We start from the raw sequence: 26,774 nt of genomic DNA on the forward strand, positions 1-26,774 counted from the left end.
ACGGCAAATATACGTAAAAAAGAAGAGAATTACCGAGAAGCTTTCTTCTTTTTGTCGATGGATTCGGTGATTTTTGCAAATAACAGTAATGCCACAGCTGCAATCAGCCCTATGGCAGCAAAATAATACCATATATAATGAGCATTTACGCTAGCTGCCTCCCACGCTGCCCGTGTCTCGAACAAAGCAGGATCCGGACAATACTTAGTGAGCAGAATTCCCGCCAGACCAAAACCGAAAATAGAAGAAAGAAACGAATGCAAATGGCTGAACCCTAAATACATTCCTTCTTCTCCTTTAGGAGCCTGCAAGGAGAAATATTCCAAATAACGCGGTGAAATAAAACATTCGGCAAGTGCCTGCACCACTATACCCGCAATCATCATCAGAGTAATATTACTCATACCGGCAACAAGATCATTGCCCAGCAAATTCCCGCACGCCATCAGCAACGCAGAAACAGGAATCAGAAACATCCCCACATTCATCGAAGTAATCGCACTGCGTTTTGCCATCAGACGTGTGATAAAACTAACGCAACAAACCACCACAAACGGATTCACATTAGCAATCCAACCCGGTCTTGCCGTCTCTCCGGCCATACGAATCACATACTTGGGCATAGTGGCATAAAGTTGCTGCTGTACCATCCAGAAACCGGTAACAATCAGAATAAGAATCAACAAACGCCAGTTTGTAATGATTCGCATAAACCCTTGCCCAATCTCACGGAGTGTTTTTCCTTCGCCTGCCGTGTGCGTTGATTTATAAAGGAATAACAGCAAGCAAAGCAATAACTGTCATCGTACCGGAAAAATAATTAATATAGATATATGCTTGCTCACCAATGACGTTACGCAAAGGGTCGATTATCGTTTTACCGGTGAAAGCACCCACATTTACCATCATATAAAAGATGGAATAACCACGGGCACGGGTTGCTTCTGTTGTTTCTTTAGCCACAGAAGCGGAGATGATAGACTTAATGAAGGAGCCTCCCACCATAAGCACAAATAAAACCGGAACAATGATCCACCGGGTATAACTATCAGGCAAACCATTAAATTGAGTAGTAACGCCATAACTAACCAGCCCTGCAGCTTCCAGCAAAGTGGGCAACACACCTAGCCCCAAATATCCGACAGATAATATGGAGAATGCTATAATCATTGATTTCCGGAAACCGATTTTGTCGGCATAGGCCCCGGAAAAAATAGGAAGCAGATATAAACCTCCGGAAAAAAGCCCGGAAATCATACTTGCTTCGAAATCGTTAAAACCTAAAATGGAAGATAGATAAATAGTGAGAACGATAAAAACGGCATAATATGCCATACGCTCAAACAGTTCGACTGTGTTGCTGACCCAGAAAGCTCTCGTAAAGCCTTTAGCAGCACGCTGAGGGGAATTGTCCATGTATTTATATTTTTGTTAAAATGTTAATTCGGGGCAAAGATACGTTTTTTTAGCTTACTGTCTGTATCTTTGTCAGAAATTAGGTACTAGAAAACTATGATTATAGCTGTTGATTTTGACGGAACGATTGTAGAACATCGTTATCCACGCATTGGTGAAGAAATTCCGTTCGCCATCGATACATTAAAGTTATTGCAACAAGAAAAGCACCGCTTAATATTGTGGAGCGTGCGTGAAGGAACACTCTTGGAAGAAGCTGTCGAATGGTGTAAAGCCAGAGGTCTGGAGTTCTATGCGGTCAACAAGGATTATCCTGAAGAACAAAAAAGCCATCAAGGCTTTTCCCGCAAATTAAAAGCCGACTTATTCATTGACGACCGCAATCTAGGCGGTCTACCGGATTGGGGGCTTATTTATGAAATGATAAAGAAGAAAAAAACATTTGCGGATATATATAGCCAAAATGACGATGAGCAGCAGCCTTTGAAGAAAAAGAAAAGATGGTTGCCCTTTTAACACTTAAAATGATAAATAAATGACTATATACATAAAAAATGTGATTAAATAATCAATTATTGAGATTATTCGGTGTATATTTGCATATCCTTATTTCTCGTAATCTCTGAAGATACGAGTATAATATGTTAATTTTGTTTGTTTTGTTTGTTGTGCACTCTTGTCAGGCGTGATTAGAGTGCACTTTTATTTATGCGCCTCTATTCTCCCACTTTTCTCTAAACTCCCACAATTGCTCTATAGTGGGATGAAAAGTCGGGTTTTCCCAATTCCTGGAAATCATTGCTATCAATGTTTCCAGATAATGTTTGCCATCAATAATTGTTGTACACTTATTGATCTGAAATCTCTCTGTCGGGTAATTATCAGTCTCAACCATTTTTTTTGCCCAATCCAGCAATTCCTGAACGGACTCATTATCATAAGTATGCTGTTCCATATCACACATTTTTCTACAAAGATACAAAGTTTATTATAAGATTATGAGAACAAAATCAAGATTTCTTATGTTTATCATAAATAAGAACAAACTTAAAATAGAATATCTTATGATTTATAACTTTTTATTTCCAACAAAACCCAACACAACAAAAACATCTTTGTTGCTACTAGTAGTCCGGATTATCTTCGGAGTATTATTGATGAATCACGGAATACAAAAATGGAGTAACTTTCAAGAATTATCTGCCGTTTTTCCAGATCCACTGGGATTAGGCAGCCCCATTTCTCTCGGGTTAGCCATTTTCGGCGAATTGGTATGCTCAATGGCATTTATCATCGGCTTTTTGTATCGTTTGGCAATGATTCCGATGATTTTCACGATGATAGTGGCATTTTTTATCGTTCATGCCAATGATGCATTTGCAGTCAAAGAATTGGCTTTCATTTACTTAATTGTATTTATAATCATGTATATCGCCGGACCCGGCAAATTCTCCATCGATCATATCATCGGAAATGAAATGGCACGCCGAAAATTAAAATCATAAAAAACAGGGATTATAACCTAAATAAACAAAAAAGTATTATATTTGCAGGTACACAAAAGAAGCAATATAAATATTTTTTATTAACTAAAAACTTTCTGACATGAAAAGAAACAAAATGGTTTTGGTTGCGGCAGTACTTAGCGGCAGCCTATTATTTAGTTCCTGTGTAGGTTCATTCGGCTTATTTAACCGCCTGACAACTTGGAATCAGTCTCTTGGTAACAAATTTGTAAATGAACTTGTGTTTTTAGCTTTCAACATTGTACCGGTCTATGGTGTAGCTTACCTTGCCGATGCTTTAGTAATCAACTCTATTGAATTCTGGAGTGGTTCCAATCCTATGGCTAATGTAGGTGACGTAAAGAAAGTTAAAGGAGAAAACGGTAACTATATGGTAAAAACGCTGGAGAACGGCTACTCTATCACTAAAGAAGGAGAAACTGCTTCTATGGATCTGATCTACGACAAAGAAGCCAATACATGGAATGTTGTCGCAAACGGTGAAAGCGCTGAACTTGTAAAAATGAATAATGACGGTACTGCTGACTTGTTCTTGCCGAACGGTGAGAAAATGAATGTAACTCTGGATGCTCAAGGTATGATGGCAGCTCGCCAAGCTACTACAAGCAACCTCATGTTTGCAGCCCGTTAACATAACAACCCAAGAATATATAATAAAGGAGATGGAACTCGACTTTGTTTCATCTCCTTTTTTCATACTCATTACCAACTATAATATCATTTCTAATCATATAAATTTAATGTTATGAATAAATTGCACATACATATCCTATCTATATTTTCATTCATTTGCTTATCTTGTCAACAACAAACGCCCAAAAGCCAAATAGAGCAAACAGCCGTAGACTTTTGCGAAGCCTTTTATAACTTCAATTATCCGGTTGCCGAAGAGTGGAGCACTCCTTCTTCCCTATCCTATCTTAGCTTTTTAGCCTCCAATATACAGCAGAAGCATATAGAACAATTAAAAGCACAGGGAACAGCCAAAGTATCTGTCGTTTCCAGCGAAATAGACGCTAATTCCGAAAGAGCAACGGTTGTTTGCGAAATAAAAAATGCGCATATTATAAGTCCCATCAGTGGGGAAATGCAACAAATAAGTGTTCTGCAAGACACGCTCGAACTAATGAGGGAACGTAATAAATGGTTAATCAGAATGGATATCCCACGGCAAAATGGAAAGCGAAATCACGACTAAACTTAGGATGAATAATAGGGAAACGCTCTTTCTTTGTTTCAAAAGCCGGATTAACCGCTTTCATACCTCCGTCAAAACGAAGAATAAAGAAATCCAGGTCAAGCCGTAAGCCTAAGCCATAAGCAACCGCTATTTGCTTATAGAATTTGTCGAACTTGAAAACGCCTCCGGGCTGATTTGCATAGTTCCGGATCGTCCAGATATTACCTGCATCCACAAATACGGCTCCTTGAAATTTCCAAAACAGTTTACTCCGATATTCAATACTCGCATCCAGTTTAATATCTCCCGATTGGTCCAACAGGTTTCCATTTCCGGAGAAAGAACCCGGTCCTAAATCACGCACGGCCCATCCACGTACGCTATTAGCTCCTCCGGAAAAATATTGTTTCTCAAACGGAATCGTTTTTGCATTCCCATAGGGTACTGCAATTCCCAAACCGGCGTGAAACGCAAATGAGTTACGGTGGTCAATCCGTATATTCTTTGCGAAATCAAATTCACCTTTCAGATATTGGGCATAGGGAATTCCCAGAATGGCATACTCACCATTATCATTCTTCCGGATATTGGCAACTTTGGACAAGGCATACAATATATTTCCCGCAGACTCGAAATTAAAGCGGATAGAATATGAATTAGAAGCAATCGTATTATTGACGATAGATCCACCTACACTATTATAATTGTAACTATATCCCATATTTACAATCAAGCGGTCTTGATAATTATATTGGAATATATGATTTTGCCCTTTATTGATATAATCTTCTCTGAATCTGTCTGAAATACGCGGCAAATAAAGAAAACCAATATTAATCAAATCGATACGATGTTGAATTTTCTGACGTTGTGTCCATTTGTAACTCCAGTTGGCAGATGCCATCGTCCGCAGAAACTCCGGCCGTAACTGATAATTATACTGCAACCCGAACTCAGTGGTAGCCCTGATTTTACGTTTAAAGTCAGAAGAAAGAAAGGGAAACAAGAAGTTAGGAAAGTTAATGCTCGTCTCTACCCCGTATTCAGTATAGTTGTTATTCGAATAGCCTGCCTGAAGTCCGGAGATCACCTCGTATGCCCCACGAAACTTTATCATAAAAGTCTCCGAACCACGAAATAGATTCCTATTCTGAAAAGCGACTGAAGCAGCCGCCCCCAAGTCTCCGGCGGAATTCGTACCTTCCACCTCAAACGATACAGACTTATGCTTACTTTTTGTCAGCATTACATAGCAATCGAGCATTGTCGAATCTCCTAACTGAGTCTCAAAGAAACGGATATTAGTATATTTCAACGCCGACAAACGCCCAAAGCTGGAGTATGTTTGCTGCACATCGCGTTCATTATACAAATCTCCGGGACTAAAACGAAGGTTATCCGTCAACACTTTGGGGCGCAAATAAAGTTTATCTTTATAGAAAATAGGATATCCTTTATAATGAATAGAGTCGTTGATTTCCACACTGCTCAATGCCGAAGATTGCAGGACATCATAATCAGTGATAAAATTAATCTTATTGATCCAATATTGCTGATGTGCTCGTGCCGAATCATTCGTATGAGCCTTGTAAGGCCGCAAAAACTGAGTCAAATCGACCTTATAGGTATTACGGACAGTATCGGCAGTATAGCCTATATAGTCCTTATTAAATTTATAATAACCGTTTTGCAACAATTTATCCGTGATACGTTGCCTGTCCGCATCCAATACATTTACATCAAAATACATTCCCTGTTTCAACAGACTCCTGGCAGAATCCTGCTTGAGAAGTGCTTCTATTTTAGGATCGGATATATTATATTTAATGGACTGAACAACGTACGGTTTTCCCGCAGTCACGTCATAGTATAATTTTATCTTCTTCTTTTTGATCTTTGTCGAACGTTTTACGGTAGCTGCCATATATCCCATATTATGCACAGCCTTCGTGATTTCCTCTTCAGAACGCAATGCTTCATCCTCATTATATATCACGGGAGCATCACCTATTCTCCGTAAAAACTTATTTCCCCATTTAGTAGAATCACGTCCGGAAAGATTGTAAACGTAAAGCTGGGTCTTTATCAGACTAAACCACTTGGCATTAGGATTCTGACGAACATACATTTTCAATGAAGAAGGGCGGATACTTTTCTCATCCGTACGAATTTTGACTTCATCCAACAGATATGAACCATCCGGCACAAACTTGGTGGCAGTGCACGAAGCAAGTGACAAGACAGCGACAGAAGCAAGCAAACAAAGAAAATCTCTCCTCATACGGTTCTTACATCGATAGCATAAAAAAAGTGATTACAAAGATAAATTATATTTTCCGATAGGGAAAATAATTTAAGAAAAAGAGAGGAAAGTAAAGGCAGATTGGAAATATCTTTATAGCTTTGCAAAAGAATATCAAATCTATGGCACCACTTAGTAAGAATAAAATAAAGTATATACACTCGCTGGAACAAAAGAAAATACGTAAAGAAGAACGAGTATTTCTAGCTGAGGGCCCAAAGCTGGTAGGCGATTTACTCGAATATTTTCCTTGCCGTTTTCTGGCCGCAACCTCATTATGGCTTCAGAATCATCCGAATATATATGCGGATGAGATAGCAGAAGTCTCTCAAGAGGAACTCTCACGGGCAAGTCTCTTAAAAACTCCCCAACAGGTACTTGCCGTCTTTGAGCAACCGAAATATACACTAACTCCGGATATTGCCCGTCACTCCCTTTGTCTGGCATTAGACGATGTTCAGGATCCCGGAAATCTGGGGACGATTATTCGTCTGGCCGATTGGTTCGGGATTGAAGACATTATTTGCTCACAGAACACAGTAGACGTTTATAACCCCAAGACAGTACAAGCCACTATGGGTGGAATTGCCCGAGTAAGGGTACATTACACTTCTCTTCCGGATTTTATCCGTTCGCAAAGCAAAGAGATACCCGTGTTCGGTACTTTTTTGGATGGACAAAATATGTACGAGCAACCATTAGCCGCTAATGGATTGATTGTGATGGGAAATGAAGGAAACGGCATAGGGAAAGAAGTGGAAGCGTTAATCAATAGAAAACTGTATATTCCCAATTACCCACAAGGCCAGGAAACATCCGAATCGCTCAATGTAGCCATTGCTACCGCAGTAATCTGTGCCGAGTTCCGTCGACAGGCCGCATGGAAGTAAAATCAAAGGGATAAAACAAATAAGGAAACAATACTTCTCCATTCTTCCGGGATGTATCAAGAAAGTCGTTCAAAGTACAAGAAGACGCAGCTATAAGAACAGGAAGATTCTGTTGAAATACCGGGATGTTTTTAGCAACCATCCCGATATTTTTTATTTCTTCCATCTGATGTACAGGCAACAAAACAATTACACCCGGCAGCCATTCAACGGACTCCACTTCTTCAGTCAGTGGAAATATATTTTGAGCAACTCCTTCGTCACTTATCTCCACTACCTGTTGCTTTACGAATCCGACACTGGGTATCAGTAAATAATGAGAAGCAAAACGTTTCATCATGACTAACGTGTTTGACGTCTTTGCTGCTGACGCCTGCGTTGATTCATCTGGCGTTCCTTGCGCTGTTCCATTCTTTCCTGCTGGATATGTTGTTCCACTTCGATCTGCTCCGGCTTCTTCTCACGATGTGTTCCCGTACGGCGGCGGTTCATTTCTTCCGGTGTCAATCGTTGAACATCTTCTTTACCCTTCTCCTTCTCCACTACTCTCTCCAAAGAATCAGCCTTATGATCGGAGAGTTTCTTCAAAGAATCAGCTTCCAAAGCTTTTATCTTATTCAGCGAATCACGGACAGCAAAAGCAAGTGTATCCGTACAATGATAACGGGTCATGCTAAAGCAATCGGCCAACAATGACCCTGCTTTTTCCTGTCTTTCCATCGGATAGTAAATGAAGCCTTTTATCTCTTTCATCTGTCCCAATGTATCTGCAAAAAGACGGATTTTCTGAACTCCGGACTCGGTCACTGTTGTCCAATGACTAACTGTATCTTTCTCGTAAATCACCTGCATTGCCATAGTGACAGTTCTTAAAGAATCGGCCAACATCGGTTCCAGAAAACGATACCGCACTTCCCACACCAACGTATCCCGATCTTTATAGTTAGAGTCAGTCGGCAAGGTAAACACATATTGATTGTTCATCATCTCACCTGTGAGGCGCACCATACGCTGCCACGGCCATACATTAATGCTGTCTCCTTGTTTGGTTGTTTTCGGTTTCTTATCACGCTTGGCTATCAGATCGCCAACAAGTTCCTGCTCACTTTTCAAACGTACCTTTACCTTCTCATAAATTTTCGATAACACTTCTGTGTTACGTGTGTACCACACCATAGACGAATCAAACACAGCCTGCGTAGTTCCGTGTTTCCGAAAGACGGCATCAAGATACAACGCTTTCTTATAGTTCTCGCTATAAGGAAGGTTATCCCCCATAGACTTTGCCAGATGGTAATCATATAACAAATTCTCCATCTCTGATTCAGGGATTACCCCACCGGGTCTTTTCACTTTACACCCGGCTACCGCAAAAACCACTATGCAGACAAGACACAGATGAAACCGAAACTTATTATTCATGATTCACACTTCTCTTTTCTTCCTTATCCAACGAATGATATGACTCATTCAGATATTTACTATAAAAAAGCAATAAAGCAATGATACCACAGCTAATAGCAGCATCAGCAAAATTAAAGATCGGACTAAAGAATATAAAATGCTCGCCACCCACAAACGGCATCCAAGCAGGCCAGTTCGTATCTATAATCGGGAAGTAGAACATATCCACAACCTTACCGTAGAACCAGGTAGAATATCCTCCTCCTTCGGGCATAAAGCTCGCAATCTGCGAATGTGTGCTTTCATTGAAGATCACTCCATAAAAGACACTATCTATAATATTACCCAAAGCACCGGTCAGAATCAAAGCCACACAAACAATATAGCCTGTTTTGAATCCTTTTTTTATTATCTTGTAGAGATACCACCCTATCAACGCTACCGCAACAATACGGAAAGTGGTCAGGAACAACTTCCCAAAAATCTCCATGCCGAAAGCCATTCCATTGTTTTCGGTGAAATAGATATAAAACCAATCCGTCACACGTATGCTTTCATGCCAATACATATGAGTCTTAATCCAGATTTTAATGATCTGGTCAATAATTAATACGGAAAAGATAACGAGCAGGGCGATTCTCCCTTTCGTGAATAGTTTCTTCATGTGTTCATTATAAATTAAACATAACGAGCTACAAGTGCCGTGCGTAAACTTTGCGCAGCTACTTGTAGCTCGTCACTCGTAGCTTGTGTAGCTATCTATTATTTTTTACCGCTGTTCTTTGCTTCAATGCTTAATGTAGCATGAGGAACAGCGCGCAGACGTTCTGCCGGAATCAACTTTCCTGTTTCACGACAGATACCATACGTCTTATTCTCAATACGTACCAAAGCTGCCTGCAATCCTTGTATGAACTTCAACTGGCGCTGTGCCAGACGGGTTGTTTCTTCTTTGGATAGCGTATTCGCACCTTCTTCCAACACTTTATAGGTAGGAGACGTATCATCGGTATCATTACCGTCCAATCCCATCAAACTCTTCTTCAACTGTTCATAGTCACGTTGGGCCAATTCCAGTTTCTCCATAATAATGGCACGGAATTCTTCGAGTTCCGCATCTGAGTATCTAGTCTTTTCTGCCATAATCTTACAATTTTAAAAGGTTAATCAATATAGTATTAGTCTTTTATCACATTCACGAACAGTGAGAAATCGTCAAAGTTAAGCTCTGTACCGTCTTTCACTTCATCTACAAGTTCTAAAGATGTGCCTAAAACTTGGTTACAAATATAAGTATTATATTCTTTTACCGCATCATCTGTTTGCGTATTTTTCGAGATTGTTATTTTTATTTTGTCTGTAATCTCGAAACCGCTTGATTTTCGTATGTTTTGAATACGATTTACCAATTCACGGGCAATACCCTCACGCCGCAACTCTTCGGTAACGGTTACTTCAAGCGCAACAGTCAGCTTACCTTCATTGGCAACCAGCCATCCCGGAATATCCTCACTGAAGATTTCCACATCCGCTGCTTCAATAACAGCTTCCGCTCCATCCAGGTTCAGCACATATTTTCCATTCTTTTCCAGCTCGGCGATAGCTTCCTGCGACATTCCGGCAACAGCAGCAGCCACTGCTTTCATTTGTTTTCCAAACTTCGGACCCAATTTCTTAAAGTCGCACTTCACCTTCTTTACCAATACACCGGCAGCACCATCTACAAATTTAACTTCCTTGACATTAACTTCATTCATTATCAAGTTCTTCACCGCTTCGATATGGGCTTTCTGTTCTTCATCTACCACCGGAACCATGATACATTGCAGAGGTTGGCGCACTTTGATATTCACTTTACGACGTAATGCCAATACCATAGACGTTACATCCTGCGCCATTTTCATACGGGCTTCCAGTTCTTTATCTATGCTATTTTCCTGGTATTCCGGAAATTTAGCCAAGTGGACAGACACAACATTATCACGTCCTGTCGCTGTAATCAAGTCTGTGTACAACCTGTCGGCATAGAACGGAGCTATCGGCGACATCAATTTAGCCACTGTCTCAAGACATATATACAATGTCTGGTATGCAGACAGTTTATCCTGTGTAAATTCACCACCCCAGAAACGTTTACGATTCAGACGAACGTACCAATTGGACAAATTATCATTCACAAAGTCGGAAATCAAACGTCCAGCCTTTGTCGGCTCATATTCATTATAACAGGTATCTACCTCTTTTATCAACGTGTTCAATACAGACAGAATCCAACGGTCGATTTCCGGACGTTCCGCCATCGGCACATCCGCTTCCTTATATTCAAATCCGTCAACATTGGCATAAAGCGCAAAGAACGAATAGGTATTATATAAAGTACCGAAGAATTTACGACGGACTTCTTCTATTCCGTCTACATCGAATTTCAAATTATCCCACGGAGACGAGTTGGTAATCATATACCAGCGCAACGGGTCAGAACCATATTTCTCAATTGTACTAAACGGATCGACAGCATTACCCAAACGCTTGGACATCTTGTTACCGTTCTTATCCAACACTAATCCGTTAGAAATTACCGCTTTATAAGATACACTGTCGAATACCATAGTGGCAATCGCATGCAATGTGAAGAACCATCCGCGTGTCTGATCCACTCCTTCTGCAATGAAATCGGCAGGATATACCTGACGGCTATCCAACAGTTCCTTGTTTTCAAACGGATAATGGATCTGTGCGTATGGCATGGAACCAGAATCGAACCAAACATCTATCAAGTCCATTTCACGCTTCATCGGCTTACCGTCTTTAGAAACCAAAATAATATCATCCACGTACGGGCGGTGAAGGTCAATCTTGTCATAGTTCTGCTCTGTATATTCACCCGGAACAAATCCCTTATCCTTATACGGGTTCGACTGCATGAATCCGGCAGCCACCGATTTCTCTATTTCATTATAAAGTTCCTCTACGGATTCAATACACTTTTCGTCCGTATTATCTTCCGTGCGCCAGATAGGAAGCGGAGTTCCCCAATAACGTGAACGGCTTAAGTTCCAGTCATTCAAGTTTTCCAGCCATTTACCGAAGCGTCCTGTTCCGGTAGACTCCGGTTTCCAGTTGATAGTCTTGTTCAATTCCATCATACGCTCCTTGCAAGCTGTAGAACGGATAAACCAGCTATCCAACGGATAATAAAGTACCGGTTTGTCTGTACGCCAACAGTGCGGATAGTTATGGACGTGCTTTTCTATTTTGAAAGCTTGCTTACCAGCCTTCATCATCATGCAAAGAGCAATATCCAAAGATTCGGCAGTCTGGGCAGCCTTCTCATCATATTTTCCGTCCACCGTAAACTGCGGGTCATAAGCATTCTTCACCCATGCGCCTTGATATTCCTTATATTTATCTACATCCACGCATTCCTTGACAAATCTTTCATCCAGTTCATCCAATAAATAGAACTTACCGGTAAGATCTACCATCGGGCGGGTTTCACCTTTCTTATTTATCATGAACAATGACGGAATACCTGCCGCACGTGCCACATTCGCATCATCCGCACCAAAAGTCGGTGCAATGTGCACGATACCCGTACCGTCTTCCGTCGTCACATAATCCCCTTGAATAACCCGGAAGCCTTTATCGCTGACTTTCCACATTCCGTCTTCGGAAACCTCTATCGGTTTCACCCAAGGAATGAGTTGTTCATATTCCATGCCCACCAGTTCCGTCCCTTTATATTCGGCCACTACCTTGAACGGAACCAGCTTATCTCCCGGTTTGTAATCTTCCAGATTCAAGTCCGCAGCTTTCGGATTAAAGTGAGTATTTAACAACGCCTTAGCCAAAACAACCGTAATCGGTTCTCCATTATATGCATTGTATGACTGTACAACCACATAATCAAATTTCGGGCCGACACAGAGTGCCGTATTTGAAGGCAATGTCCATGGAGTGGTGGTCCAAGCAAGGAAATAAGGGGTTCCCCATCCGGTCATTTCCGGTTTCGGGTCCTTTATCTTGAATTGGGCAACCATCGTCGTATCCTTCACATCCCGGTAACATCCCGGCTGGTTCAGCTCATGAGAACTCAACCCCGTTCCTGCTGCCGGAGAATACGGCTGGATGGTATATCCTTTATACAACAATCCTTTCTTATATAATTGCTTTAACAGCCACCAAAGGGTTTCAATATAACGGTTGTCATACGTGATATAGGGATGTTTCATATCCACCCAATATCCCATCTTGTGAGTCAAGTCCTCCCATTCTTTAGTAAACTTCATCACATCCTTGCGACAAGCAGCATTATATTCGGCTACGGAGATTTTCTTGCCGATATCCTCCTTTGTGATACCCAACGCCTTTTCTACACCCAATTCTACAGGCAGTCCATGCGTATCCCATCCGGCTTTACGCTTTACCTGATACCCTTTCATCGTTTTGTAACGGCAGAAAATATCCTTAATCGTACGGGCCATTACATGGTGAATACCCGGCATACCATTAGCCGAGGGAGGTCCTTCAAAAAAAACGAACGAAAGACAGCCATCACGTTCTGTCATACTCTTGGCGAAAACCTGGTTTTCGTCCCATTTCTTCAGCACATCTTTGTTCACCTGTGAAAGGTCAAACTGCGAATACTCAGTAAATCTCTTACCCATAGCTATATCTACGATTTTACTATTTACAATTTACACTTTGAGGGGTATCCCCGTTTTTAAGGGTGCAAATTTACAAAAACATTTGTTTAGTTGAGCAAAAAGCAAAGACTTTTAATCGGAATCCTATAAAGTTAACGATTTAAACTGCCTGTGACCTAAACAAAACAGACCTATCCTTGTTCTACTGAAAAACCTAAAAGCACTTATCTTATGAATTACGGTATTAGTATTTTATTCAGAGCAATCCCTTTGGTGATGGCACTCTTTTGCTTCGGATACGGAGCATTCATTTACGGTTACGGAGATGCAGGAGGTCGCGTTGTGGCAGGCCCCGTCGTTTTTTCACTAGGCATGATATGTATTGCGCTGTTCTGTACGGCGGCTACCATTATCCGGCAAATCATACATACTTATAACCGAGCCGCAAAATATGGATTGCCGATCCTTGGTTATCTGGCAGCTATTGCGACAATCATCACAGGAATATGCATCTTCAGTGGAGCTGATTCTCCTTCAGCATTCGTTGCCGGTCATGTAATAACCGGTGTCGGATTTATTACAGGCTGCGTAGCCACTGCCGCCACTTCTTCCACCCGCTTTTCTTTTATTCCCGGAAACTCTAAAAGCACAGGGAATGAAGTTCCGGATGGAGCTTTTTCTTTGGGAGAAGAACGTACGATGGAAGCCGTTGTAATCACCATATCTTTGGTTGCATGGATATGGGCATTCGTTTTATTAGCCAACAGCCATGTTCATCCGGCTTACTTTGTGGCAGGTCATGTAATGGTAGGCCTTGCATGTATTTGTACCAGTCTGATTGCGTTAGTAGCTACTATAGCCCGACAGATACGTAATGTATATTCGGAAAAAGAACGTTCACAATGGCCGAAGTTAGTATTACTGATGGGATCTATTTCCTTCATTTGGGGGCTTTTTGTAATTTTCGCAGACTCAGGAAGTACAAACGGTACTACAGGCTATATCATGCTTGGGCTTGGTTTAGTATGTTACAGTATCTCCAGTAAAGTAATCCTCCTGGCAAAAATATGGAGACATGAATTCAAATTAGCCAACCGCATTCCTTTAATTCCGGTACTGACGGCATTGGCTTGCTTATTCTTGGCTGCATTTGTATTTGAACTTGCCACTGTACATTCGGATTATTTCATTCCCGCCCGCGTCTTATCGGGACTGGGAGCTATCTGTTTTACCTTATTCTCCATCGTCAGTATCCTCGAAAGCGGTACTTCCGGGAAGGGATAAAACGGGAATAAATCAAAGTTCTTTTACCACAGATTACACGAACCTTCACAGATTAAAGATTAAATGATTCATTCTTAATAGAAATAATCCAATAGGAATAATCTGTGCCAATCCGTGTAATCTGTGGTGAATTTTGAGCCACTGTCTTATTTCTTTAGTCTTACTTCATAAACATCACTTCTGCGATCTTTCAGATTACGTACGCTACCATAAGTATGCAGTTCATTCAATAAATCCAGATCCACATCCGAAACAAGAATCATCTCGGTATTAGGAGTCGCTTCCGCTCTCTTTCCGTCAGTCGGGAAAGCAAAGTCGCAGGGAGTGAAGACACCGGACTGGGCATATTGAATATCCATATTATGTACACGAGGAAGATTCCCCACACTTCCCGCAATAACTACAAAACATTCATTTTCAATAGCGCGTGCCTGCGCACATACCCGGACACGGGAATAAGCATTCTGCGTATCGGTCAGGAAAGGCACAAATAATATCTGCATCCCTTGATCCGCCATCAAACGGGATAGCTCGGGAAACTCTACGTCATAACAAATTAAAACTCCGATTTTAGCGCAATCGGTATCAAATGTCTGCAACAACTTACCACCACTCAACCCCCAACTCTTGATTTCATCCGGAGTGACATGCATTTTTTCATACATTTCGTATGTACCGTCCCGACGACAAAGGAATCCTACATTGTATAGAAGTCCGTCTTCTTTGACATACGGCATACTTCCGGTAATAATATTGATATTATAACTGATTGCCAGGTTGATAAATCTGTCGCGAATTTCCTCTGTGTACTTCGCGAGCCCACGAATGGCCTGAGATTCTCCTTTATCATTATACTTCGACATCAAAGGAGCATTGAAATACTCCGGGAAAAGAACAAAATCACTTTTATAATCCGATACTGCGTCCACGAAAAACTCTACTTGCTCAAACAAATCGTCCAATGTCTTATAACTACGCATCTGCCACTGCACCAAGCCTACACGGACTGTTGTTTTCGGATTAATATATTCCTGCGTAGGTGGCTGATAATAAATATTATCCCATTGCAACAAACAAGCATAATGTTTCGATTCTTCGTCATTAGGAAGATAATTGGTCATGACCTTACGGACATGAAAATCATTTGACAACTGAAAAGTCAGAACCGGATCATAGATTTCGCGCTGACGCACCCGTTCGATGTATTCTTTCGGACGCATCTTATCAGCATATTTATGATAATTGGGGATACGTCCACCAAACATAATAGCTTTCAGATTCAATGTTTCGCAAAGTTCCTTACGGTATTCATACATACGACGTGCCAGACGCAAACCACGATAACCCGGATGAATAAACACTTCAATACCGTAGAGGATATTTCCTTTAGGATTATGCGTGTTGAATGTTTCCTTACCTGTCACTTGCGCATACGTATGGTCGTTCTTTACTTTATCATAATCAACAATGATAGAAAGAGCACAACCAACTATTTTATCATCGACTACTGTGACAATCTGGCCTTCCGGAAAAATCTTAATTAACTTCTGAATCTGCTCACGAGTCCAAAACACATCGCTACCATCTGAATAGACGCGGGTAAACGACTGGGATAGCTGTACATAATCTTCTATTTGCAGATTGCGTATCTGCACTTTATTAATTTTTATCGGATGTTGTTCCATAACAATACGTGTTTTATAAAAGATAGTGCAAAGGTATAGCTATTCCTTTAATTGTGTTTTCAAACCAAGAAAAATTTAACAATAGTATTTTATGTAAATTGAGTTATTCAATTCAAACTTATCTGCTTTGACATTACTCTAACTCTAATATTTCTTTTACCTCACCTTCTCCTACATGCTTTCGTCCTTCTCCAAAAGTAAACTTGGTGCCTTCAGAAAAATTATCTCCTAAAGCTCTTCTAATAAGAAAAGCTATTTCAACTATCCCCTCATCTCCGGGATAAAAATCTTCCCTATCAAGCAAAGTTATTTGACCAGAAGTTTTTGTCTCCTCAATAAAATCAAATAAAGGGCGGTAACCACTAGAAAATGGAGTTCTACGACCATCCTTATATAACCTTATACTAGCTATAATTCTAATCATAATAGTAGCAATATAAAAAAATAATCAGCTAATTTGTGAGAATTAAGAATAGCAAACAATGTTAGCTATAAGTCTATTCATCAAAGTTAGTCTAATAAATTGAAAAACAAAAATATATTTTACACAAATATATATTTTATTATACTATCTATTTTATGCATTCTTTTTCTGCAAATTCCAAAGGTGAAGAAGCACTCCTTCACCCACAAAATTCTTATTCACAGGTAATTCAGAAGAAAGATGAAGGAGTAGATAAAAAATGTTTCTTATATATAGAGAATGCTGCTTAAAACAGAAAAAGAAAAAAGCAATGTTTTAAGAGAAGGAAAGCGGTGCTTTAAGTAGGCTAAAGCAATGCTTTAGTTGCGGAAAATAGCTGCTTTTATTTGATTCTGCTTCTTTCTATCCACTTCTCTCTAGTCTGGAAAATTCTAAAGGCAAAACAATTAGATTTTCCAAAGGATTTTTTTTAAGCCAGAAACCGATATGAGAAGTCATAGAATCAACTTTTGAATCATTTTCATATAGGATGCGTATATAAATACTATCTTTGCGAATATCAATCATAAATAAAAGAGTAACCCAAAAGGTAAAGAAAAGATATGAATTCCAACAAATTCTCCTATCAAGGACAAATCGATACAATTCTTCATTATCTAAATTCCATGATACAAAAGAATTGGACAGGTAAAACTGCCGATGAGTTCAATCGTTTGATATCCATACCTGAATTAGCTAAAATGGCATGCATGTCTGTTCGTAATCTTCAGCTGATGTTTAAAGCTTACACTAGCGAAACATTACATCAATATATCATTCGTACACGCATGGAATATGCCCAGCAATTACTCAAAGATAATAAAAAAAGTATAGCTGAAATATATGAATATATTGGATTTGCTAACCAGTCAGCTTTAAATAATACACTTCAAAAAAAATACAATCTCACTCCTCGAGAACTACAAAAGAAATTATTGGAAACAAATCATACTTATCCTTCATATATTTCTCCTTACCGCATAGTGGAATCAGAAACAATACCTGTCTTATTTTTATCTTATATTGGCAATTATGACACTTGTAGCACAGTTGCTTTTGAGACATACACTTGGGACTGCCTATATGAATATGCAAAAGAAAACTCTTTATTGCTAGATAAGGAAGATTATTGGGGGATAGCTTATGATGACACGGACATTACCTCATTAGAAAAATGCCGTTTTTACGCTTGTATAGCTATTCAAAAAGGAATAGGCCCCAATCTCCCTCTCACTAGTCCAATAAAACACATGGATTTACCTCAAGGTACATACGCAGTTTATATCCATCAAGGAGATTATGCATTGTTAGATGCCTTTTATGAGACAATATTGAAACAATTACCGCAATTTTATAGCTTAGGAGAAACTCCAATCCTGGAACATTACTTGAACTCTCCCACCGACACAGATGTGAAAGAGCTTCTTACTGAAGTTTGGATTCCAATCGTTAAATAATTTTATATAAGGGCGATATTTCACCCTTATATAAAAATTAATAGTTATCATACCTGATATACACTTTTTATCAAAGACTTAGGACAATATCCGAGGATGTCAATAGAAATTTTCTCGGCTTCTTCTTTTGAGATATTATCATTAACGATATAGTTCCTGAATACATTTTCCTTTTCTTTATATGCATAAGATGAAAGCAGCGGTCCTACGATCGTTCGTAATTGCAAGTTTTTAAAATCGTCACTTTGCTTGTCACTTAGACCAACACGTGTAGAATGCATGATGATTGATTTACTTTCTCCATCACGGCAATCTTTAACAGCTTCTTTTAAAACAGATTCTTTTTCCAAAGTATCATAATCTACATTCTTATCCTCAACAATAAATTTTAAAACATTATTCGGTCCAAATTTAATTGTGCCATCATCAAACTTAGCACTTCTTATTAAGATGCCATAATATGCATTAACGTCATCAGATAAACAAATATCAATACCTCCTCTTGTTCCACCTTTAAATTTTGAATTCTTAGTTATACCTGTACGATGAACATAAAATCTTCCATAATTATTCTTTTGCAGTTCATTTCCATGCACAAACTCATCATTAAATTTTGCATCTTTAAAATAAGCTTCTACTTCAATTGGATAAATCCGTAGCCCATTACTTAGTTCAAACATATAGTTTGTGACTATTTGTTTATTAATTACTTGAAGCTGTTTTTCTATTTCCTTAAAATCACTACATTGCCTTAAAACTGCAATCTCCTTTTTCAAAGTATCCATAATTATTATAGTATTAATATTTCTTTGGGTAAAGATAATCTTTTTAGTAAAGAGTTGTGCCGAATATATCAACTTTTTTACTTCTCACTTAGATAATATCAAATAGTCAACAACGGAGTCCCAATTCGGATACTGTTCCGAACCAAATAAGATTAATTCACCACTAAAATTTTCAGCACCATTTTTGAGGCGATCATCTATCAGAAAGTCCCCTTTGTTCAAATTTTTATGATGACTAAGAATTAATCGTTTATAACCATCTGTACCTAACCATTTTCTCACCCATATTAGTTTATCTGACCAGGCAGAAGGATTATTCCAAGGTGCCGTGGAAAGAATATATACATCATAAAAACGCGCTAAATGATGGTAGGCATTAATTGCTCCTTCATACGGACTCATTCTTGCAAAAATATTAGGAACCTCATCATATCGTCCTTCATACTCTCTCTTTTCGTATTCACTCAACTTGTTAATACCTGATTGAAAATCAACCAGAACATTATCCATATCAATATAAAGGATAGGTTTGGAAGTCGATAATGTTGATATCATATAATTTCTATATTTTTGATTTTGAATTTAATGAATTATCCTGTAGTGATAGCCATTCCTTTGAACAGATGAAGAACTCTGGTTCACTCCGCCAAGAATTAGAATCCCACCGCATATGGATTAAGTAGCATACAATAGAAAACCAATTAGGAAATCGTTCTGTCCCTAGAACAATCAGCTCAATCTCATGTATTTCATTCTCTATTTGTAATAAATATCCATTCTTATCATCCCGTTGACAACAAGCTGATGAGAAATCTATAAAAATAAAATGGCACCAGCCTAGTAAACCACGAACTCTATCTTCTTTCTTCTCCAAAGCCTTCACAAAAAAAGATTCTTCTATATAAATATAAAAGCTAGGGGGAGCAACATATGATGTCATTTCTTATCTTGGTTTTGTTTTCTTAATTCTTCAATTATCTTTCTCTGATTATTCACAATTTTACTGCTACCATTTATCCATCGGTTAAGCTTTACACCAATCCAAAATAATATCACAAACCCAATAATTAATTCCATATTTTTCTACTTTTTAAATTATATTTGAAAATAAACTAGATACATAATTACTCATAGTCCAAGACAAACAATTCAATGCACCTCCCCATCTCTCTACAATCGGAGCTGTATTAACTTGGTAAATTCGTCCCTCATAGGAAGGATATAACTCTTTTATCTGTTCTAAAGCCTCTCCATCTGTAGGTAATCCAAGTCCGGGGACAATGATTATATCACGTGTCTGAAGCATATTTATGTATGCCCAACTATTCTCATAATACTTACTAAGTTTTAAATCCACAACTACAAAAACGTCATTCAATCTACGTCTCATCTCCCGTTCTATCTTTTGAGGATATACTTTCAAGTTGACCAAAATCTTACCATCGCCAATATTGTGAACAATCCCATCTGTATGACCACAGATATCGTATCTATCCCATGGTAGAAATATAATATCTGCTCCATGGAAGTTTGCCTTTAATATTGCCAGTACTTCTCCCTGATCGATCTGCGAATTTTCTTGGAACACTTTTTCTGTCATGAGAATAATTGGTTTCCGCTCTCTTATACATGATCCCATCCACTTAGAATTTCCCTCACACACAACAACATTCCCTCCATCAACTATAAGTGGCGATTGAATAATATCCATCTTGCTACTCATGGCTTTAAGTACGGGAACAATATTAGTTTTATACTGTGGTTTATCCGTCAAATAATCAGGTTCATAGCGGAATTGAATATAAGTATTAGCTCCCCACTGTATTGGCATATAATCTCGGCACCAATAATCTTTAGTGTGCATCAAAGTCCCATGTGCTATACGATGGCGAGAAAGAATATTAGATAATTCTTCATAAACTTTAGGGTAGTGACGTACAAAAAGGTTCGAGAAATAAACGGTATCTTTATATTGCTCTGTTATCATACTTCAATTTTTATAATGCAAAGATAAGCGTATCATTGGAGAACATATTTACTCAAAAATGCAAAAACACTAATTGTAACACCAACGATAAAGCAATTAATGCAAAATAAAAGATTGATTTACTGCACGATATGTATATAAACAATTATGACACCATACCATTGATTGGTACGATGTCATAATCTCAATAGAGTCATGTCAAGAGAGCAAAGTCATAATGACACGATGAAATTACACTAACCTAACCTATTTATTTTTCTTCCAAAGTTTGCTCATATCTTCCAGTGTCTTCCCTTTCGTTTCGGGTACCCAACGCCAAACGAAGATAGCAGCAGCCACACAGATAATACCGTATAAACTATATGCAAACATTGGGCTGAAATCGTACAATGCCGGGAAAGTAGAAGATACAATATAGTTGAATATCCATTGGAAAGCCACAGCGATTGCCACTGCTTTACCACGGATGGTGTTCGGGAAGATTTCCGCGATCAATACCCAGCAAATCGGTCCCCAGGACATCATGAAGAATGCTGCATACACAATCACTGAAAGCACCGGAAGGATACCCTTTATTGCCATACTGTCACACATCGCCACTGCAAATGCACCAACAGCCATACCGATAGAACCGATTATCAACAACGGTTTACGTCCGAAGCGGTCTACAGTGAAGATAGCAACCAGTGTAAAGACAATGTTTACAATACCCATAATAACCGTTTGCATCATACCGCCGCCTTCCGCACCTGCACTTTCAAAAATACGAGGAGCATAATATAGCACGGCATTAATACCGATAGCTTGCTGGAATACAGAGAGCAGAATACCGATCACAATTACCGCCACTCCATAAGTAAATATCTTCTCTGTTTTTTCGTGAGCGGTAGCTTTAATATCATTAAGGATTTCCTGTGCTTTTGTCTTACCATTGATCTTTTCCAGAATTGAGTAAGCCTTTTCATCCTGCTGTATCAAAACAAGATAGCGAGGTGTTTTCGGAACAAAGAACAACAACAGTCCAAAGAAAGCGGCTGGGAAAGCCTCCGAACCGAACATATAACGCCATCCTTCATAAACAGTCCACATATCAGATTCAGAGCTGACAGACAGCACACCGGCTGCATCTTTCAAAATAACAGGATTCTGATGGTCGCCCATAATCAAGTAATTCACAAAGTACACTACCAGCATACCGAAGATGATAGCAAACTGGTTACACGATACAAGCGTTCCACGAATATTGGAGGGGGCTATTTCAGCAATATACATCGGGCAGACTGCAGAAGCCAGTCCTACTCCGATACCACCCAAAACACGATACAAATTAAAAGCAATCAGCAAATCCATGTTCGGCTTTCCATATTCGAAGAATAAGAATTCCGGATAATAGGAACCTAATGCTGAAAGGAAAAAGAGTATGGCAGCAAGCCTTAAGGAGTTGCGACGTCCCAAACGGGAAGCAAATATACCGGAGATCGCGCCACCCAGTACACAGCCAATTAATGCACTGGAAGAAGTGATTCCATGCATTACTTTATTGTATTGAAAATCAGAGGCCGAAAGGAAAAAAGCTTCCAATCCTTTCTCTGCACCGGAAATAACTGCCGTGTCATAGCCGAAAAGCAGTCCGCCCAAAATAGCGACAGAGGTTATCGAATACAGGTAGAGTTTACTACCCTCGTTCGTTGTATTAATCATGGTGATAAGTAGTGTTGTAGTAGTTAGATATATCACCACAGATTACGCAGATGAACACAGATAAATTCACAAGAGAGAAGAAAAGAATCTGTGAAATCCATGTAATCTGTGGTGGGTTAATTAGCAATACATATTCAAGATTGCTTCATAAAGTTCTTGTTTGCCACTAGTCTGTTTCGGTTCGCCATTTGCTTTAGCATAAGCAACCACGTCTTCCAACGTCAATTTGCCATCTTCAAATTCCTTACCTTTACCAGCATCGAATGAAGAATAACGGTCAGCCAACATCTTCTTATACGGAGATTCGTTCAACAGAGCTGCTGCGCTTTCCAATGCACGTGCCATAGCATCCATACCGGCGATGTGAGCAATGAAGATATCTTCCAGGTCAGTAGAGTTACGACGAGTCTTAGCGTCGAAGTTTGTTCCACCGTTACCCAAGCCACCATTACGGATAATTTGCATCATGGCCTGTGTCAGTTCGTAGTTGTCAATCGGGAATTGGTCTGTATCCCAACCATTTTGATAATCACCACGATTAGCGTCGATAGAACCCAACATACCGTTGTCTACTGCCACTGCCAATTCATGTTCAAAAGTATGACCGGCCAAAGTTGCATGGTTTACTTCAATATTCACTTTGAAATCTTTGTCCAGACCATGAGCTTTCAAGAAGCCGATTACAGTTTCCGTATCTACATCATATTGGTGTTTAGTAGGTTCCATCGGTTTCGGTTCGATCAGGAAAGTACCTTTGAAACCACGGGCACGAGCATAGTCACGAGCGATAGTCAACATCTGTGCCAAGTGTTCTTTTTCACGTTTCTGATCTGTGTTCAGAAGAGACATATAGCCTTCACGACCACCCCAGAATACATAGTTCTGACCACCCAATTCGATAGTTGCGTCGATTGCATTCTTGATCTGAACAGCAGCACGAGCTACTACGTCAAAATCAGGATTAGTAGCAGCACCGTTCATATAACGTGCATGACCAAATACGTTGGCAGTACCCCACAACAGTTTGATGCCTGTTTCAGCTTGTTTTTGTTTTGCATAAGCTACAATTTCTTTCAGATTGGCCTCATATTCTTCAATGCTTGCACCTTCAGAAACCAAATCCACATCGTGGAAACAGTAGTATTCGATACCGATTTTCTGCATGAATTCGAAACCTGCATCCATTTTATCTTTTGCAGCTTGAACAGCGTCTGCGTTACCGTTCCAAGGGAATTGTTTTGTTCCGCCACCGAACTGGTCGCCGCCTTCAGCACACAATGTATGCCACCATGCCATAGAGAATTTCAACCAATCTTTCATCTTCTTTCCATTGATTACTTTCTCTGCATCATAATAGCGGAATGCCATCGGATTTTTGCTATCCTTACCTTCAAACTTAATCTTTTCAATTCCAGGGAAAAACTCTTTTGTTGCCATAATTAATAATGTTTTTAGTGTGAGAATGCACCAATATGAACAGCACATTACTCACGATGTTATACTTAGATTATTTACTCATTGATTTTTCTAAACGATACTTCCATTTAGCATACGCGTCCGCATATTCCTGGCGTTTAGCCATATTAGGCTCAATCACATCCAATTTGTCAAGCGTAGCAAATGCCTCATTATTATCTTTATAGATACCTGCACCAATACCTGCACCTTTCGCAGCACCTACCGAACCATCCGTATCGTAAAGTTCAATGGTGGCTCCGGTCACTCCAGCCAACGTATCACGGAAGATAGAACTCAAGAACATATTGGCGTGTCCGGCATGAATCATCTTCACAGGAATCCCCATCTGCTCCATTATATCAATGCCATACTTGAAGGAGAACACAATCCCCTCTTGAGCTGCACGAATAATGTGATGTTTGCCGTGTGCGTTGAAATCCAGTCCGCGAATACTACATCCGATTTCTTTATTGTTCAGCATACGCTCGGCGCCGTTGCCAAAAGGTAGAATACTGATTCCCGCGCTGCCGATAGGAGCTTTAGAGGCCAACACATTCATTTCATTATAAGATATTCCTTCGGGAGCTATATTTCGTTTTACCCATGAATTAAGAATACCTGTTCCGTTGATGCATAGCAACACTCCCAAACGTGTTTGGTCTATTGTATGATTGACATGAGCAAAGGTATTGACGCGCGATTGCGGATCATAATTTACTTCACCGTTCACTCCGTAAACCACTCCCGACGTTCCCGCCGTAGAAGCTATTTCTCCCGGATTGAATACATTTAAAGAAAGAGCGTTATTAGGTTGGTCACCGGCACGGTAAGTAATCGGTGTTCCTTCTTTTAAACCCAACTCCTTAGCTGCTATCGCATTGACACGTCCCTGCTCTGCAAAGGTCGGTTTAATATCTGCAATCAAAGAAGAGTCGAATCCGTAATAATCCATTAGGAAGTCAGCCACCCGGTTGTTCTTGAAATCCCAAAACATACCTTCCGAAAGTCCGGAAACGGTTGTGCAAATCTCTCCGCTCAACTTCATGGCAATATAATCACCCGGCAGCATTATCTTATAAATCTGCTCATAGATGGCAGGCTCGTTTTCTTTAATCCATGCCAACTTGGAAGCTGTAAAGTTTCCCGGCGAGTTCAACAAATGAGAAAGACATCTCTCCTTTCCGATCGTTTCAAACGCTTTCTGTCCGTATGGCACAGCACGGGAATCACACCAAATAATAGCGGGACGCAACACATGCTGATCCTTATCAACGCATACCAATCCATGCATCTGATACGAGATGCCGATAGCTTTAATTTCAGCAGCACTCACTCCGGATTCGGTCATAATAGCTTGTGTAGTTAACTTTAAATTTTCCCACCAACTCTCCGGGTCTTGTTCCGCCCATCCGGGATTTACCGCGATAATGTTCGCCTCTGTTTTCGGAAAGAATGCCGATGATACACATTTGCCTGTTTCAGCATTTACCAAACTCGCTTTTACAGACGAGCTACCTATGTCATAACCTAATAGAAACATAATTTTATTTACGATTAAACGATTTACTATTTACGATTTACGCTCAATGCCCGACAATTAATACTATATATAACATTCAACGCCTAATACTTAATATTAATACCTAATACTTGAATAAAGTCTTACCGTCTTACTTTATTATATATCTTCTTGTCAAATTTATAATAACGTGCAGCCCGGTGAGCCACGCCTTGTTGCTTTTCTTCTAAAGGAACTACATATTCCATCATGGCTATTTTTTTATGGAAGTTACGTACATCCACAGCTTTGTCATATACCAACTCAAAAAGAATTCTCAATTGTGCAGCTGTAAATTTACGCGGAAGCAGTTCGAACAACATGGAAGGATTAAATTCTACGAACTGACGAATATAAGTCATTGCTTCCTTAATAATCAGATTATGGTCAAAAGCTAATGTTTTCACATCTTTCAAAGCAATCCAACAAGCCTGGTGATCATCCAAGTTCTTGTCCAATGTACGGTCTATCTTGACCATAGACAGATAAGCTATAGTCACAATACGCTCTACCCTCGATTGCATGGCCCGTTCCAACCAGCGCACATCTTTGGGATTACTGGTTCTGTTTTTAGAGCCGAATGCCTTAAACTGCATCAGATTTACATTTTTAAGTCCTGTCAATTCGTACAAGACACGTTGTGCAGCTTCGTCCAGATCCTCATCCATATATATAAGACTTCCGGGAAGTTTCATATCGTGATATACTTCACCATTATCTTCACCCGCACGTTTCACAAGCAACACTTTCAGTTGTTCTCCGTCAAAACCAATCACAACACAATCCACTGATATATGATTGTTGGCCAAAGGGGTATTTTTCTGTATATTATGCATATATATTTCTTTAAGACGATGCAAATATAGAAGAGAAATGCAGTCCTAACAAAAATAATAGATATGCTATAAAACATTGTTTTTCATATATATACATATCATACACAATACAATATGTACAGTTGGCGTTATCTTACAATTTACAATATGTATTTTAGTTATCCACGAGAGGAGTAATTGTATAAAGTACGAAAAC

25 protein-coding genes and 1 pseudogene are annotated in these 26,774 nt (G+C 39.5%); 7 read left to right on the top strand and 19 right to left on the bottom strand.

Annotation, left to right across the window (positions count from 1 at the left end):
• Window positions 1-29 precede the first annotated feature (29 nt).
• Window positions 30-1,416: pseudogene (locus GD630_RS06490) on the bottom strand (peptide MFS transporter).
• Window positions 1,417-1,512: 96 nt separating this feature from the next.
• Between GD630_RS06490 and GD630_RS06495 the strand changes: the two are divergent.
• Window positions 1,513-1,932 (top strand): BT0820 family HAD-type phosphatase, encoded by a 420-nt coding sequence (locus tag GD630_RS06495; RefSeq protein ID WP_143868620.1) that lies wholly within the window; start codon window positions 1,513-1,515, stop codon window positions 1,930-1,932.
• A gap of 190 nt (window positions 1,933-2,122) precedes the next feature.
• On the opposite strand, the gene GD630_RS06500 is transcribed toward GD630_RS06495, so the two are convergent.
• Window positions 2,123-2,371: a DUF6965 family protein gene (locus GD630_RS06500; RefSeq protein ID WP_007760590.1), complete on the bottom strand. Its 249-nt coding sequence runs from the start codon at window positions 2,369-2,371 to the stop codon at window positions 2,123-2,125.
• A gap of 109 nt (window positions 2,372-2,480) precedes the next feature.
• Between GD630_RS06500 and GD630_RS06505 the strand changes: the two genes are divergently transcribed.
• The 3 genes from GD630_RS06505 (at window position 2,481) to GD630_RS06515 (ending at window position 4,140) form a co-directional block, all read left to right on the top strand.
• A complete protein-coding gene (locus GD630_RS06505) occupies window positions 2,481-2,921 on the top strand; it encodes a DoxX family protein (RefSeq protein WP_143868622.1) in 441 nt (146 codons plus the stop codon).
• 100 nt (window positions 2,922-3,021) lie between these two features.
• Window positions 3,022-3,573, top strand: coding sequence for a DUF3332 domain-containing protein (locus GD630_RS06510; protein WP_143868624.1), 552 nt, complete (start codon window positions 3,022-3,024; stop codon window positions 3,571-3,573).
• A 114-nt stretch (window positions 3,574-3,687) separates the two neighbouring features.
• Window positions 3,688-4,140, top strand: a complete 453-nt coding sequence (locus GD630_RS06515) for a hypothetical protein (protein ID WP_143868626.1) — start codon at window positions 3,688-3,690, stop codon at window positions 4,138-4,140.
• Here the strand turns inward: GD630_RS06515 and tamL are convergent.
• Window positions 4,094-6,403: a translocation and assembly module lipoprotein TamL gene (tamL, locus tag GD630_RS06520; protein ID WP_007760596.1), complete on the bottom strand. Its 2,310-nt coding sequence runs from the start codon at window positions 6,401-6,403 to the stop codon at window positions 4,094-4,096. The two genes, GD630_RS06515 and tamL, sit on opposite strands and share 47 nt — an antisense overlap.
• 143 nt (window positions 6,404-6,546) lie before the next feature.
• Between tamL and GD630_RS06525 the strand changes: the two genes are divergently transcribed.
• A complete protein-coding gene (locus GD630_RS06525) occupies window positions 6,547-7,314 on the top strand; it encodes a TrmH family RNA methyltransferase (RefSeq protein WP_143868628.1) in 768 nt (255 codons plus the stop codon).
• Here the strand turns inward: GD630_RS06525 and GD630_RS06530 are convergent.
• From GD630_RS06530 to ileS, 5 genes are all read right to left on the bottom strand, one after another.
• Entirely contained in the window at window positions 7,265-7,651 is a 387-nt protein-coding gene (locus GD630_RS06530) for a hypothetical protein (RefSeq protein ID WP_143868694.1), read from the bottom strand. The two genes, GD630_RS06525 and GD630_RS06530, sit on opposite strands and share 50 nt — an antisense overlap.
• Before the next feature lie 5 nt (window positions 7,652-7,656).
• Entirely contained in the window at window positions 7,657-8,736 is a 1,080-nt protein-coding gene (locus GD630_RS06535) for a DUF4296 domain-containing protein (RefSeq protein WP_143868630.1), read from the bottom strand.
• On the bottom strand, window positions 8,729-9,382 hold the full coding sequence (locus GD630_RS06540) for a lipoprotein signal peptidase (protein ID WP_143868632.1): 654 nt from the start codon (window positions 9,380-9,382) through the stop codon (window positions 8,729-8,731). Before GD630_RS06540 ends, GD630_RS06535 begins: the two co-directional genes overlap by 8 nt.
• Window positions 9,383-9,480: 98 nt before the next feature.
• Entirely contained in the window at window positions 9,481-9,861 is a 381-nt protein-coding gene (locus GD630_RS06545) for a TraR/DksA family transcriptional regulator (protein WP_004295883.1), read from the bottom strand.
• A gap of 35 nt (window positions 9,862-9,896) precedes the next feature.
• Complete coding sequence (gene ileS, locus GD630_RS06550; RefSeq protein ID WP_143868634.1) at window positions 9,897-13,385, bottom strand: isoleucine--tRNA ligase; 3,489 nt, start codon at window positions 13,383-13,385, stop codon at window positions 9,897-9,899.
• Window positions 13,386-13,595: 210 nt separating this feature from the next.
• Between ileS and GD630_RS06555 the strand changes: the two genes are divergently transcribed.
• The gene (locus GD630_RS06555) at window positions 13,596-14,648 is read left to right on the top strand and encodes a DUF2776 domain-containing protein (protein WP_143868636.1); all 1,053 of its coding nucleotides are present in this window, start codon (window positions 13,596-13,598) and stop codon (window positions 14,646-14,648) included.
• Window positions 14,649-14,794: 146 nt separating this feature from the next.
• Here the strand turns inward: GD630_RS06555 and GD630_RS06560 are convergent, their stop codons facing one another.
• Window positions 14,795-16,333 (bottom strand): carbon-nitrogen hydrolase family protein, encoded by a 1,539-nt coding sequence (locus tag GD630_RS06560; protein ID WP_143868638.1) that lies wholly within the window; start codon window positions 16,331-16,333, stop codon window positions 14,795-14,797.
• 133 nt (window positions 16,334-16,466) lie between these two features.
• Window positions 16,467-16,757, bottom strand: a complete 291-nt coding sequence (locus GD630_RS06565) for a hypothetical protein (RefSeq protein WP_143868640.1) — start codon at window positions 16,755-16,757, stop codon at window positions 16,467-16,469.
• A 602-nt stretch (window positions 16,758-17,359) separates the two neighbouring features.
• On the opposite strand from GD630_RS06565, the gene GD630_RS06570 reads away from it, so the two are divergent.
• On the top strand, window positions 17,360-18,253 hold the full coding sequence (locus tag GD630_RS06570; RefSeq protein ID WP_143868642.1) for an AraC family transcriptional regulator: 894 nt from the start codon (window positions 17,360-17,362) through the stop codon (window positions 18,251-18,253).
• A gap of 47 nt (window positions 18,254-18,300) precedes the next feature.
• Here the strand turns inward: GD630_RS06570 and GD630_RS06575 are convergent, their stop codons facing one another.
• From GD630_RS06575 to GD630_RS06615, 9 genes are all read right to left on the bottom strand, one after another.
• Window positions 18,301-19,038 (bottom strand): hypothetical protein, encoded by a 738-nt coding sequence (locus GD630_RS06575; protein ID WP_143868644.1) that lies wholly within the window; start codon window positions 19,036-19,038, stop codon window positions 18,301-18,303.
• Window positions 19,039-19,122: 84 nt separating this feature from the next.
• The gene (locus GD630_RS06580) at window positions 19,123-19,593 is read right to left on the bottom strand and encodes a 5' nucleotidase, NT5C type (protein ID WP_143868646.1); all 471 of its coding nucleotides are present in this window, start codon (window positions 19,591-19,593) and stop codon (window positions 19,123-19,125) included.
• A 7-nt stretch (window positions 19,594-19,600) separates the two neighbouring features.
• Window positions 19,601-19,978, bottom strand: coding sequence for a hypothetical protein (locus tag GD630_RS06585; RefSeq protein WP_143868648.1), 378 nt, complete (start codon window positions 19,976-19,978; stop codon window positions 19,601-19,603).
• Entirely contained in the window at window positions 19,975-20,115 is a 141-nt protein-coding gene (locus tag GD630_RS06590) for a hypothetical protein (protein ID WP_153260242.1), read from the bottom strand. The genes GD630_RS06585 and GD630_RS06590 overlap by 4 nt, the downstream gene beginning before the upstream one ends.
• A gap of 13 nt (window positions 20,116-20,128) precedes the next feature.
• Window positions 20,129-21,025 carry an agmatine deiminase family protein gene (locus tag GD630_RS06595; RefSeq protein ID WP_143868651.1) on the bottom strand — a complete coding sequence of 299 codons (897 nt, stop codon included), beginning with the start codon at window positions 21,023-21,025 and terminating at the stop codon, window positions 20,129-20,131.
• Between the two features lie 246 nt (window positions 21,026-21,271).
• Window positions 21,272-22,726 carry a D-xylose transporter XylE gene (gene xylE / locus GD630_RS06600; RefSeq protein ID WP_143868653.1) on the bottom strand — a complete coding sequence of 485 codons (1,455 nt, stop codon included), beginning with the start codon at window positions 22,724-22,726 and terminating at the stop codon, window positions 21,272-21,274.
• Between the two features lie 120 nt (window positions 22,727-22,846).
• The gene (gene xylA, locus GD630_RS06605; protein ID WP_143868655.1) at window positions 22,847-24,163 is read right to left on the bottom strand and encodes a xylose isomerase; all 1,317 of its coding nucleotides are present in this window, start codon (window positions 24,161-24,163) and stop codon (window positions 22,847-22,849) included.
• 70 nt (window positions 24,164-24,233) lie between these two features.
• On the bottom strand, window positions 24,234-25,724 hold the full coding sequence (locus GD630_RS06610) for a xylulokinase (RefSeq protein WP_143868657.1): 1,491 nt from the start codon (window positions 25,722-25,724) through the stop codon (window positions 24,234-24,236).
• Window positions 25,725-25,846: 122 nt separating this feature from the next.
• Window positions 25,847-26,578, bottom strand: a complete 732-nt coding sequence (locus GD630_RS06615) for an NUDIX hydrolase (protein WP_007760623.1) — start codon at window positions 26,576-26,578, stop codon at window positions 25,847-25,849.
• Window positions 26,579-26,774: the final 196 nt, after the last annotated feature.

Origin of the sequence: Bacteroides zhangwenhongii (genome assembly GCF_009193325.2) — a bacterium.
In the GTDB taxonomy this organism is placed as follows: Bacteria; Bacteroidota; Bacteroidia; order Bacteroidales; family Bacteroidaceae; genus Bacteroides; species Bacteroides zhangwenhongii.